We start from the raw sequence: 13,290 nt of genomic DNA on the forward strand, positions 1-13,290 counted from the left end.
AGGGAGTTGGAGCTAATCGCGGAGGTCGTCGTATAAGTTTTGTAGCCGTTTTCGCAGGAATAAAACTGCGTATCGCTTCCGGGATAATAGCGTGTTGACTGGAGCTTTCGTAATAGTACTTATTTCTTTGAAGCTAAGGTCTTCAAATTCGTGCATCACAAATACTTCTCGCTGATCTTGAGGCATTTCCTCCAGTGCTTCCTCCACAGCGTGCCAGATAACAGAACGCATCAATTCACTTTCAGGATGATTACTGAGGTCAGCCAGCATATCCTCCAACCGAAGGGCGGTGTCACCTTCCTCAGAACTTACTGCTTGCTCGCTAAAACTGCGGGGCTTTTTCTTCCGATAGCGGTCGGTGATTTTGTTACGGGCTACAGTGAATAACCAGGAGGTGACCCGGTCGATAGACTTTACCGTACGGTAGGCTTCGGTAAACTGATAAAATACGTCTTGTAATATATCTTCGGCTTCTTCTCGGTCGGGTATGCGTTGCTGGATAAAGCTTAGTAAACGCGGACGCTCGCGCTGTACTGCCAGACTAATTTCATTTTCCTTACTCGATACCAACCCACCGGTTAAACTCAGTGCTTTCATGATGATTAGTAAGACGTACTAACGAGAAAAAAATTGTAAAGTTGAGAAACGGAGTCCGAAGACCGGAAGATGGAGAAAGGAAGGCGGGACACGGAAACCCATAATTTGTTCATTCTTCGTCCTCCCTTCTCCCTTTCTCTATTCTTATCAGTTGCGTCCGTCCTCCAGACTCCGGTGTCTGGTCTCCGTATTTTCGGGAAAGCCCCGGTCGCGCATGAGGGCGTCAATCTGAGCATCGCGACCCCGGAACTGTCGGTAGGCTTCAGAAGCCTCTACGGAATTTTGGGGCGCAAATAAGTATTTGACCATTTTATCCGCTAATTCCTTGTTATAAAATCCATTTGGTGCCTTATCAAAAGCTTCGGTAGCGTCAGCAGTAAGTACATCGGCCCACATGTAACCATAGTAAGCCGTTGCATAGCCTTCACCTGAGAATACGTGACTGAAATGCGGAGTACGGTGACGCATCACCAGTTCTTCTGGCATATTCATAGCAGCTAGTGTCTCTTTCTCAAACTGGTCTGCATCCAAGTTTTCTGGATCAGCCAGATGGAGTTTCATGTCCATTAGCGCAGAGGCTAGGTACTCAGTAGTGGCAAAACCCTGGTTGAAGGTGGCCGCTTTCTTAATCTTGTTGACCAGCTCTTGGGGCATTGGTTCACCTGTTTCATAATGAACTAGGTAATTTTCAATAACTGGGTCGGTAGAAAGCCAACGCTCTAGCAATTGAGATTGAAACTCAACATAATCACGAACAGCACCATTAAGCGTTGGGTAACGCACTTCTGACGAAAAGTAGTGCAGGGCATGACCAAACTCGTGAAAGAAGGTGGTAGCATCATCCCAAGAAACTAGTACTGGCTCGCCAGGAGCAGGTTTCACAAAGTTAGAATTATTGGAGCCTAACACAGTTTTTTTACCGTCGAACGTAGCATGGCGACGGTAGGTAGTCGCCCAGGCTCCCGAACGCTTCCCGGTGCGGGCAAATGGGTCGAGATACCATAGGCCGATATGCTCTCCCGAGGTTTTATCGGTCACTTCCCACACTTTCACATCTTCGTGGAATACGGGTACTTCTCCGTCGGGCACTGGAGTGAAATCGTAATTAAACAGCTCACCTGCCACAAAAAACATGGCTTCCCGAAGCTTATCTAGCTGCAAATATTCTTTTACTTTGTCCGAATCCAGATCGTACTTTTGCTGACGAACCTTCTCGGCGTAGTGGCGGTAGTCCCAGGGTTTAATGGTAATATCATCACCTTGGGCATCGGCTACAGCTTGCATATCTTCCACTTCTTCGGCCACTCGGGCAATGGCAGCGAGCCACACGGCATTCATCAATTCCATTGCGTTTTCGGGGGTTTTAGCCATCCGATCCTGTAAACGCCACTCGGCGTAGTTGTCGTAGCCTAACAAACCGACCCGCTCTTTGCGAAGCTTCAAAATTTCTTCGATGATCTTATTATTATCGTGCTCATCGCCATTATCTCCTCTTGAATAGTAAGTACGCCACACTTTCTCCCGTAAGTCCCGCTCATCTGAATAAGTTAAAAAAGGATCCATTGATGAGCGAGTATTAGTTACCGCGTACATTCCCTCTTTATCTCGATCCGCTGCGGCTTTAGCGTAGGCATTAACTAGTGGCTCCGACAAGCCGCTGAGTTGATCTTCGGAAAGATAGGTTACGTAGCCTTCCTCGTCAGCTAGCACGTTATTGGAAAATTGGGTGTAAAGCTTGGAAAGCTCTTTATTAATCTCCGCGTAGCGTTTCTTCTTCTCTTCGTCTAATTCAGCCCCGTTCATCTGGAACTGCTTGTAGATCAATTCTACTAATCGCTGCTGATCGTCTTCCAGCGGAGTGCCGCCCAGCGGAGTTTGCTGAGTTTTTTCGTATACGGCTTTGATCCGCTTAAATAGCGCTTCGTTCTGAGAGATTTTTGAGGAATATTCGGATAGCTTAGGAGCCATCTCTTGCTGCACTTCCCGAAACTCGGGTGACGAACGGTTACTACTATAAATACCGTAGTAGGTAAACACTCGCCCCAATTCTTCGCCTGCCCGCTCCATCGCAACAATAGTGTTTTCAAAAGTGGGTTCTTCGGGGTTGTTGGCGATAGCATTAATTTCTTCTAGGCTCATTGCCATGCCCTGTTCCAGAGCAGGTTTTACTGCCTCAACAGTCATTTCATCGAAGGCAGGTACCCCACCGTAGGGTCCCGTCCACTCTTGCAAAAGCACATTAGTAGTGTCAGTTAAATAATTAGAATCCAATGTTATTTTTTTAGGGTGAAAACCGGATAGAAGGATTAGCGCGCATATACTGAGCGCAAAAATGCTAGTGTTGGGTAGTGTCATAGTTTCTTCTTCAGTTAGGTACTATGGAATAACGCAAATAACCGTATAAAGTGTTTCTGAACTCGCAGCAGAAAAGTAAACAAATGTGTTTGGGGTGTTCAAATCCAGTGCTTCGGATAATCTCAGAAAATTTTCTGAATCAATTGTTCAAACCTTAGAAAAAAAGGTGATGCCAAAACAGTCTTTCCAAGCAGTTGCCGCGTTTGAGCTTCATGTCAAAGAGGCAAATGAACTATTAGCGGACGGCTAGTCTTTGACGGTACGGAAAATCTCACCGAGCGTCCGCAAGGTCATTGGCCGGCATTCCGGGATTTACAGCGAAATAAATACAGTGGGCACCCACCGCGTGGAAAGAAAGGAACGCATACTGATATTACCTTGGTACTTTCAGACAAAACTACCTGGATTTATTACGTAAGCCGGTATTACAACGGCAAAAACAACCTATTGAGTAAAGAAAGAATATTTGTTGAGTATGCTATTGGGAAAATGAAGCGATATAGAATACTAAAAAATCGTTGTCGATTGAAGTGTAGCCATCTGAAAAACAAAAATACTTGGAATAGCGGCTGCACTCTGGAACTATTAACTCAGTCTAAAGTACTGATTAGCAGAGCCGAATAAGTCTAACAATTAATTTTGAAAAAGGGTTACCTTAATTTAAGATTACCCCTTTTTTTAAGCCGAATATAGATTATGCTAATTCCGAAGCGGTTTTCCGCCTTGCAGTAGCGACTGGATTCGCTCCAGCGTTTTCTTTTCTCCGGAAAGAGACAGGAATGCTTCCCGCTCCAAATCCAATAGGTACTGTTCTGATACCATTTGCGGGTACGATAGCTCGCCACCGCACATCACGTAGGCAATTTTTTCGGCAATCTTTTGATCGTGATCCGAGATGTAACGTCCCTGGCGCATACCGTAGATTCCCGCTAGGAAGAGCGCCATACCGCCTTTGCCCTGCACTTTGATGTCTTTGCGCTGAGTGGGTTGAGTATACCCCTGTTCAGCTAGTGATAAGGCCGCTTCTTTGGCATCGGCTAGCAAACGGGTTTTGTTCAAGGTAATGCGGTCGCGCTTACGTATATAGTTGAGATCAACCGCTTCGTGAGCCGAGGTAGATACTTTGGCGGTAGCAATGTTCATAAAAGCATTTTGCAGCGCGTTTAGCTCTACATCTCCGGCTTCAATACTGTCAGACACTCGCAAGGTCATTTCTTTGGTTCCACCTCCGGCGGGGATCAGTCCCACCCCTACTTCAACCAGACCCGTGTAGGTCTCGGCAGCAGCTTGTACGTGGTCAGCGTGTAGGGTAAGCTCACAGCCTCCCCCCAGTGCCATACCGTGGGGAGCCACTACCACCGGAATAGAAGAGTAGCGAGCCCGCATTATGGTGCGTTGGAACTGACGGATCATCATATCTACCTCATCAAACTCCTGCTCAATGGCGTACATAAACAGCATCGCCAGGTTCGCTCCGGCCGAGAAGTTCTGACCTTCGTTACCGATCACTACGCCTACGTAGTCTTTTTCAGCCATATCAATAGCACGATTGATAGCTTCCACCGGGTCATTACCTAGCGTATTCATTTTGGTGTGGAACTCCACGTTCAGAATGCCGTCGCCCAAATCGAGGATAGTAGCTCCATCACTACTCCACAGCACTTTGTTTTCCCGCAGCGTATCCAGCAACACAAACTCATCGGTACCCGGAATTACTTGGTAGGATTTGCTATCGATATCGTAGTACAGGCGTTTGCCGTTTTCGGCTTTGTAGAAGCTTTCCGCACCACTTTCCAGCATGTCGTACACCCACTGGTTGGGTTTGTAGCCCGCTTCTTCCATCTTCTCCAGGGTCTTCTTCACGCCCAGCATATCCCAGGTTTCAAAGGGGCCATACTCCCAACCAAAGCCAGCACACACTGCCTGATCGATACGGTAGAGTTCATCCGCAATTTCAGGGATACGATTAGAGCAGTACTTGAAAGTATCATAGAAATGAGCACGGTAAAATTCTCCGGATTTATCCTGAGCGGTTACCAAAATTTTCAGTCGCTCTTTGAGATCATCTTTGGGCTTCGCCATTTCCAGCGAAGGAAACCTGGCTTTGGTGCGATCACCGTATTCGTAGGTTTCTAGGTTCAATTCCTGAATAACCGATTTGCCTTTCTCGTCTTTAATCTTCTTGTAGTAGCCCTGCCCGGTCTTGTCGCCCAGCCATTTGCGGTCATACAGCTCTTTCATGATTCCCGGCAACTGGAACATATCGCGGGCTTCGTCCTGCTTTAGCACTCCGAATAAGTTATTAGCTACGTTCACGGTCGTATCCAGCCCCACCACATCCATCGTACGGAAGGTGGCTGATTTGGGTCGCCCAATAAGTGGCCCGGTCAAACTATCTACTTCGCCTACGGTTAGTCCTACCTTCTCGATGGTGTGCATGGTAGACAGAATGCTGTAGACCCCGATGCGGTTGGCGATGAAAGCCGGAGTGTCCTTACAAAGCACTGTTTCTTTACCTAGGTACAGGTCACCGTAGTGCATCAGAAAATCTACAATTTCCGGATCGGTTTTTTGCGACGGGATAATTTCCAATAGGCGCAGGTAACGGGGCGGGTTGAAGAAGTGGGTTCCGCAGAAGTGCTTCTGAAAATCTTCACTACGGCCTTCCAGCATCATATTAATCGGAATACCCGAAGTATTGGAAGTAATTAGCGTTCCCGGTTTGCGATGTTGCTCTACTTTATCAAACAGTTGCTGTTTAATATCCAACCGCTCCACAACTACCTCAATCACCCAATCGTAGTCAGCAATTTTGCTTAGGTCATCGTCAAAATTGCCCAACGTCACCCGGTCGGCAAATGACTTGTGGTAGAGCGGAGCAGGTTTAGATTTTACTGCTTTTTGGAAAGATTCGGTTACGATACGATTGCGTACCTGCGGACTTTCCAGCGTCAGTCCTTTCTTTTCTTCCTTCTCAGTCAGTTCACGCGGAACAATATCTAACAGTAGTGCTTCTACGCCAATATTGGCAAAATGACAAGCAATGCGGGAGCCCATCACTCCCGAACCGAGTACGGCTACCTTGGTAATGTTGTGTTTCTTCATGGTGTGGTGGTTACAACGGGTGGATTTATTTCTTCTTCTACGATTTTGTTGATCTTATCAATGACCTCAAAAAATGTGTTGATCTTATCCTCAGGAATAATTGCCCGAACAGCGTCATTGAAGTTAAGTACGGTTTTGCGCGATATTTCTTTCTTCTCTCGCCCTAGTTCCGTCAACATAATCCGTACCGAGCGACGGTCATTCAGATCAGGCTGCTTGATAATCAGCCCTCTCTCTTCCATATTCTTGAGCATCCGGGTCAGGCTGCGCGATTCTAACCCGATTAATGGAGCAATTTTGGTAGCGGGCGTTCCTTCTTTAGAATCAATATTGAGTAATACGTAGCCGATGGATGTAGTAAAGTCGTTCTTCAGTGCTTGCTGATTGTACATGCGATAAATCGCGTGCCAAGCTGTTTTGATGTTATAATCTACCGTCAGTTCTTTCTTCATAGCAAGCAAATATACTGAATTTTAGTAGGCATGCATACTAAAATTCACAATTTGTCTAGCCTATCATTGACGATGCTAACAGATTATTGTAGACTTGTATGCTATGCAATTACTATCGGTTGCTATTGAGAACTACGTGCGGGAGCACAGCATTTCAGAAACCCTTTTGCTAAGCGAGCTACGGCGAGAAACTTACTTAAAAGTACTGATGCCCCGAATGCTCTCTGGCCCGGTGCAGGGAAGTGTACTGGCAATGTTGGTACGCATGGTTCGCCCCCAGCGCATTTTAGAGATCGGCACATTCACCGGCTACTCAGCTATCTGGATGGCATCTGCTATGCCTAGCGGTAGTAAACTGATTACCCTGGACATTAATGAGGAATTGAGCGAGATGGTGCAGAAATACATTCGGCGGGCTAAATTGCAAGATGTTATTGAAACCAAAATTGGTCATGCGCTGGAGATCATTCCTACTTTAGAGGAACCCTTTGACCTGGTTTTTATTGATGCTGATAAAATCAATTATCTAAATTACTATGAGTTGGCATTAGAGAAGCTGTCTTCCGGTGGATTTATTATTGCCGATAATGTGTTGTGGCACGGAAAAGTAGTAGATTCTGGCAAAAAGGCTGATGCTAAAACGCAGGTGCTCAAAGATTTCAATGCTTTCGTTCAACAAGATTCTCGCGTAGAAAACGTTCTCCTACCAATACGCGATGGACTGATGGTCGCTCAAAAAAAATAGGGTATGAAAAACATAAGTATGCTGGGGTGCTTAGTGCTGTGCTTGGTCTTTTCTGCCCAGGCTGAATCGCCTCGGGCTGAATCGCCAAAGGTACCGGAAATCATTCATTTTGCTGATATGCGGTTGGAACTTACCGCCGATGCCCGTAAGAAAGTGCAGACCGACGTAGATGCCCTCACCCGCTACGAAAAATACTTCAACGCCAAAGTAGATCGTATCGATGCCTATTTTCCATTGATTGAGAAGATTCTGCGTGAAGAAAACGTACCCGAAGACATTAAGTATTTAGTAGTTCAAGAAAGTGCTCTGGTGGGCGATGCAGTTTCTAGTTCTAACGCCATTGGCTACTGGCAGTTTAAAGTTGCAGCAGCGGAGGAAGTGGGCTTGACTATCAACAGTGCCGTGGACGAGCGAATGAATATCATCACAGCTACTCGGGGTGCCGCTCGCTATTTTAAAAACAATAATGCCCTGTTCGACAATTGGCTACACGCCCTCATGGCCTACTACGAAGGCCCCGGCGGAGCCTTGAAAAAAGCGGACAAACGCTTCAATGGAAGAAAAGTGATGCGACTCGATGGAAAAGCTCACTGGTACGTACTGAAATACCTTTCACATAAAATTGCTTTTGAAAGTGCCGTAGGTCAAAATCCTAGCCCTCCAATTCAGCTTTTTGTATATCAAAATGGAGGTGGAAAAACCCTGCGGGAAATTGCCCAAGAATTTCGAGTGACCGAAGATGAGCTTCAACCCTACAACACCTGGCTAAAACAAAGAAAGGTTCCTCAAGATAAAGCTTACCCAGTTATTGTTCCTGATTTTAGCGGGCGTTTGCGAGAACCTCCGCTGGCAGATAACGCGGATAATCCGCCCTCAACAAAACCTGCGCCAGAGCAGACCGCGACCGCCTCGGTACTGGCTGGCGAAAAACTCAACTCCGAAGCTTTTCCCATGATAAAGACCCGTCGACTATTTGGGAAAGAGCAATTATTGGTCAACGGAATTCCGGCGGTCATTGCCAAAGAAGGTGAAGATGTGAAGCGACTCGCACAACGCACCGGAGTACCACCGAGCAAGATTATCAAATTCAATAACTTGGGCCATCCGCAGGCAGCTATTACGGCGGGGCAGCCGTATTATTTACGACCAAAACGTAACCGCGCCCCGGCTCACTACCACGTGGCCGAAGAAGGAGAAAATTGGTGGAATGTTTCCCAGCGATTTGGCATTAAGCTCAACAAGCTACTTAGAAACAACCGCTTGCGAAAAGAAGAACCGCTTCAATCTTACCAAGTGCTTTGGCTACGCTATATTCGTCCTACTACCATTGCAGCTGAGTTTCGCCGTCCGGATGGATCAACCAGTCAACCCCTGGCGTTAGCATCGGCTGCCAAAACAACCACTAAAAGTACCGTGGCCGACCCCAGATTAGCTACCACTGAAGTAGCTGATACACCAATAAGCGTGGATTCGTCTGCACAACCATCAGATTCTGATATTGCATCTGAACGAGCTTGGCGAAACGACCCAGCGCAAAATAATACCACTAAAGATATACAAAACGAGTCAGAAAATACTATTGCGTCCCATACCGTACGTCCTAAGGAAACGTTGTACAGCATTGCCCAACAGTACGATATTTCAGTGGCGGAACTAGCCGATCACAATCAGCTATCAATCTACGACTCTATTCAAGAAGGACAAAAGCTACTTCTTCCGACCTCAAGCAGTGAACCGACCGCAGTTAAAGAGTATCACGAAGTACAGACCGGGGAAACTATGTATCAGATTGCTCAGCAGTACCGTATTTCTATTCGAGAGCTAATGGAATGGAACCAAAAGGAAAGCTTTAATCTTAAAGCAGGTGAGCAATTGCGAGTTGCTCAACCTTAGCAATAAGTAGCGCCCTGTTCACCACTTGATTGTATTTTAGAATAAAACCTTACGTGTATTTAGTATTTAGTGAATCCTGCTTTTTATTTGGTAAATATCAACTGAACTTTACATTTAGGATGATAGTGGGTAGATCACAGAATGGCTTAGTAAATGATTAACTTGGTGTTGCTTATTGATGATAACGATACTGATAATTTTATCAGCCGACGAGTTATCGAACTTACTGCATTCGCTGAGCGCGTTGTAGTGAAAAGCTCGGGACAGCAAGCATTAGACTACCTCCAGGAAAATGCTCAGTCACCTGATGAAATCCCTGATCTGATTTTTTTGGATATTAACATGCCGATTATGGATGGGTTTATGTTTCTTTATGAGTTTGAAACACTACCGTCCGAGATTCAGCAAAAGCCCAAAGTGATTATTTTGTCTAGTTCTGAAGACCGAAGGGATGTAGATAAAATTATTACTAACCAAGCAGTGATAAAATACATCACTAAGCCACTCACCCAAAGTGATTTAGAAGTAATCAGCAATGAATTGTAGTGGCTTCAATAATCGGGGTCAAGCCCCATGCGCTGGGTAAGCTCTCGCAGTAGCGGATGTTTCTCACTTAAATAGTTGAGTTTTTCCGAAGGAGTGTAAGGACGACGATCCCGCTCTTCTTTTACCACCTTGGTCTTTACGTTGATCTGAGAATTACCTAAGCGACGGCGCAAACGCTGTAATAATTCAGCCCGCACCCCATCAAACTGATCTTCTTGAATGGGACTAATAAATGTGAGCGGAATAGTCACCCCATCGCCTTCCAGATTAATAGGTTGGTTAAGTAGTACGTATTCAATCTCTTTACCTTCGGCTCGCCGTTCCTCAATAAACTCCTTCCACACTTCTTCTAGCTTAGTTAGAGAAACCGGCTGATCGGTTTTTTCTTCTAACACTGCTGTATCTACAGTATTGTCTAATTCAGCTACCTCAGCGGCTTTGGTAGCGTGACCGTTTCCGTTGGATGATGGTTGAGGCGGAGCCTGCCCTAATTTTGGAATTCGAATGGTGCTCTGTAAGCGAGGCGCTGCTCCGAGACTCATGGGCGTAGCTCCTCTTCCGCCTGATGTTGGAGGCTGATCGGAACTTTGGTCATTGGATGTGCTTACTTCTGAGGCATCAGACTGAGGTGTGGCTGCTTTTTTTTTATCACCTGCCGGGGCCGGTTTTTGTTGGGCTAACTGGACTGCTGACTCAATGTAAGCCATTTTAATAAGCGACAACTCCACGTGTAATCGCTGATTTTTGCTGTTCTTATATTGCAAATCGCACTGTCCAGCCAAGTTCATAGCCGTAAGTAAAAATGAGAGCGGAGCTTGCTCTGCCTGCTGCTGGTAGCGATTTTGCACCGTGTCTGATACTTGTAGTAGCGGTAAAGTGGCTGAGTCTTTGCAAACCAACACATTACGCAGGTGCTCATTCAAGCCTACTATGAAATTATGCCCATCAAAACCCTGACGGAGAATATCGTCCAGGATTAGCAGCACCTGAGGTAACTTCTGCTCTAGCAGTAAGTCTACTATTTGAAAATAGTAATCATAATCCAGCACATGCAGATTCTGAATAGTTTCCCGATACGTTACCCGGCGATCAGCCGAAAAGGTAACAATCAGATCAAAAATAGAAAGCGCGTCGCGCAAGGCACCATCGGCCTTTTGAGCAATCAGGTTTAAAGCTTCTTCTTCGGCCTCTATTCCTTCCCGCTCGGCAATCTTCTGCAAGTGCCGCATCATACTGTCTATCTGAATCCGGTTAAAATCGTAAATCTGGCAGCGCGACAGAATGGTAGGAATAACCTTGTGCTTCTCGGTAGTTGCTAGAATAAAAATGGCGTAAGGCGGTGGTTCCTCCAGCGTTTTCAAAAAAGCATTAAATGCCTGATTCGATAGCATGTGTACCTCATCAATAATGTACACCTTAAATTTTCCTTGCTGAGGTGGGTAGCGCACTTGGTCAATCAGGTTCCGAATGTCTTCCACTGAGTTGTTAGAAGCTGCATCCAGTTCGTAAATATTGAGGGCGTTGGTGGAAGATTCTTCGTCGAAGCCGTTGATTTTTCGAGCCACAATACGAGCACAAGTGGTTTTTCCCACTCCTCGCGGACCGCAAAACAGCAGGGCTTGCGCCAGATGATTCTGGTCAATCGCATTTTGCAGGGTAGTAGTGATATGCTCCTGTCCGACAACTTGTTCAAAACCGGTCGGGCGATATTTTCGGGCCGAAACAACGAATTTTTCCATCTACGCAATTTATAAATTCTTCAAACGGATTGAAACGAAGTGGGTACTTTAAAAAAGTGATGAAATTCCAAAAACAGAAACAAGGATCTAGCAATCAATGTGTTAAATTTATTCGGAACAAATCTATCACTGGTTCTTCTGTGGTTTGTTAGCTCGCTTATTATCTGACTAAAAACAAAAGGGCTTCCCACATCCACGAACTTTTCAGTACTTTCGTAATTGTAATCCTACTAAATCATTGCACTTTATACACTTCTTTTTTTAGATGGCTCAACCAACTATTGCATTAATCCGGGAAGATAAGGTTCCGGTAGACCATCGGGTTCCGCTAACGCCCGATCAAGCTGTACAAGTTCAAGAAAAATTTGGTACCGAAGTACTTTGCCAGAGTAGCACATTACGCTGTTTTCCTGATGAAGAATACCGCCAAACAAATATTCCAGTGGTAGACTCCGTACAATCAGCCGATATTCTGATGGGAGTGAAAGAGGTACCCATTGACCAACTGATTGCTGGAAAAAGCTATCTATTCTTCTCTCATACTATTAAAAAACAAGCCTACAATCGGGATTTACTGCGGGCTATTCTGGAGAAAAATATTCGCCTGATCGACTACGAGCGACTCACCAATCAGAAAAACCAGCGGGTAGTGGCTTTCGGCCGATTTGCCGGCATTGTGGGAGCATACAACGGTTTATACACTTTTGGAAAAAAGTTTGGTTTGTACGACATCCGGCGAGCCAAAGATTGCTTTGACCTGGCTGACTTACGGACGGAATACGCAAAGATTAAATTACCCGCTATCAAAATTGCTATTACCGGTACCGGACGAGTTGCTCAGGGAGCTACGGAAGTGCTTAATGAGGTAGGCATTCGTCAGGTAGATGCTACTGGCTATCTGAAGCAGGATTATCAGGAACCAGTATATACCCAGCTAGAAGTAACTCAGTATAATCGTAAAAAAGACGGCAAACCATTTCGTAAGCAGGAGTTCTACGATTATCCTGAGCAGTTTGTGCCCGGATTTTTACCCTTCGCTCACCAAACTGATCTGTTGATTGCCGGAGCCTACTGGGACTCCAACTCACCCGTGCTATTTTATCGGGATGAAATGCTGAAAGAGGACTTTAAGATCAAAGTGATTGCCGACATTACCTGCGATATTGAAGGTTCTATCCCTTCCACCAAACAACCTTCTACCATTGATAATCCAATCTATGATTATGATGCTCGGAACGATCAGGTAGTTGATCCTTATCAGCCTCAGAATACCGTTTCCGTGATGGCGGTTGATAATTTACCCTCGGAATTACCCCGCGATGCCTCTCATGCTTTCGGTGAAGCATTAATAGCGCAGGTCTTACCCAATTTGCTTGGGAGTGACGAAGGTGGAATGATTGCCCGAGCTACCATTACGAAGAATGGTAAGCTAACCGAACCCTATCGCTATCTGCAAGATTTTGTAGATGGGAAGGAGTAAAAAAGCCAGCGACTAGGCTGGCTTATATACAAATGGTAATTCTATCGCGATGACTCTAATTGGTCTAACCTTTCTTTAATTTTGCTGATCTCCTCTTTAGCATTTCAAACATTAGTTAAAAATAAATTGATTGACTTTATCTCTTCTTGCTGATTTAGAAGTATTTCTTTGATACTGTTGAAAGAGCTATGTTGACTGAATACAATCTCCTTAAAATTCTTCATCACGCTAGTAAGGTTATCTATCTTTTCTGCGACAACTTCGTTGTATTTTTGTTGTTTGCTTTCATTCCGATCCATTCGCTCAATTATCTGATCTTGTCTTTTCAGACTTTCAGCTAATAGCTCTACAACTCTGTCCTCATTCTTCATATAGGTA

At 45.3% G+C, this 13,290-nt stretch carries 10 protein-coding genes; 4 read left to right on the forward strand and 6 right to left on the reverse strand.

From position 1 onward, the window contains the following. Positions 1–12: 12 nt before the first annotated feature. From P0M28_RS12810 to P0M28_RS12825, 4 genes are all read right to left on the reverse strand, one after another. Positions 13–597 carry an RNA polymerase sigma factor gene (locus P0M28_RS12810; RefSeq protein ID WP_302210304.1) on the reverse strand — a complete coding sequence of 195 codons (585 nt, stop codon included), beginning with the start codon at positions 595–597 and terminating at the stop codon, positions 13–15. 147 nt (positions 598–744) lie between these two features. Next, positions 745–2,952 (reverse strand): M3 family metallopeptidase, encoded by a 2,208-nt coding sequence (locus tag P0M28_RS12815; protein ID WP_302210305.1) that lies wholly within the window; start codon positions 2,950–2,952, stop codon positions 745–747. A 699-nt stretch (positions 2,953–3,651) separates the two neighbouring features. Next, positions 3,652–6,057 (reverse strand): 3-hydroxyacyl-CoA dehydrogenase/enoyl-CoA hydratase family protein, encoded by a 2,406-nt coding sequence (locus P0M28_RS12820; RefSeq protein WP_302210306.1) that lies wholly within the window; start codon positions 6,055–6,057, stop codon positions 3,652–3,654. Then, complete coding sequence (locus P0M28_RS12825) at positions 6,054–6,509, reverse strand: MarR family winged helix-turn-helix transcriptional regulator (RefSeq protein WP_302210307.1); 456 nt, start codon at positions 6,507–6,509, stop codon at positions 6,054–6,056. The genes P0M28_RS12820 and P0M28_RS12825 overlap by 4 nt, the downstream gene beginning before the upstream one ends. A gap of 103 nt (positions 6,510–6,612) precedes the next feature. Here P0M28_RS12825 and P0M28_RS12830 point away from each other — a divergent pair, with 103 nt between their 5' ends. From P0M28_RS12830 to P0M28_RS12840, 3 genes are all read left to right on the forward strand, one after another. Continuing rightward, on the forward strand, positions 6,613–7,254 hold the full coding sequence (locus tag P0M28_RS12830; protein ID WP_302210308.1) for an O-methyltransferase: 642 nt from the start codon (positions 6,613–6,615) through the stop codon (positions 7,252–7,254). A gap of 3 nt (positions 7,255–7,257) precedes the next feature. Beyond that, on the forward strand, positions 7,258–9,147 hold the full coding sequence (locus P0M28_RS12835) for a LysM peptidoglycan-binding domain-containing protein (protein WP_302210309.1): 1,890 nt from the start codon (positions 7,258–7,260) through the stop codon (positions 9,145–9,147). A gap of 153 nt (positions 9,148–9,300) precedes the next feature. Further along, positions 9,301–9,693, forward strand: coding sequence for a response regulator (locus P0M28_RS12840; RefSeq protein ID WP_302210310.1), 393 nt, complete (start codon positions 9,301–9,303; stop codon positions 9,691–9,693). Between the two features lie 5 nt (positions 9,694–9,698). Here P0M28_RS12840 and P0M28_RS12845 read toward each other — a convergent pair whose 3' ends face one another. After that, positions 9,699–11,432, reverse strand: a complete 1,734-nt coding sequence (locus P0M28_RS12845) for a DNA polymerase III subunit gamma/tau (RefSeq protein WP_302210311.1) — start codon at positions 11,430–11,432, stop codon at positions 9,699–9,701. 265 nt (positions 11,433–11,697) lie between these two features. On the opposite strand from P0M28_RS12845, the gene P0M28_RS12850 reads away from it, so the two are divergent. Further along, entirely contained in the window at positions 11,698–12,912 is a 1,215-nt protein-coding gene (locus tag P0M28_RS12850) for an NAD(P)-dependent oxidoreductase (RefSeq protein ID WP_302210312.1), read from the forward strand. Between the two features lie 104 nt (positions 12,913–13,016). On the opposite strand, the gene P0M28_RS12855 is transcribed toward P0M28_RS12850, so the two are convergent. Further along, positions 13,017–13,283: a hypothetical protein gene (locus P0M28_RS12855; protein WP_302210313.1), complete on the reverse strand. Its 267-nt coding sequence runs from the start codon at positions 13,281–13,283 to the stop codon at positions 13,017–13,019. Positions 13,284–13,290 lie beyond the last annotated feature (7 nt).

This window comes from Tunicatimonas pelagia, assembly GCF_030506325.1.
Classification (GTDB): Bacteria; Bacteroidota; Bacteroidia; order Cytophagales; family Cyclobacteriaceae; genus Tunicatimonas; species Tunicatimonas pelagia.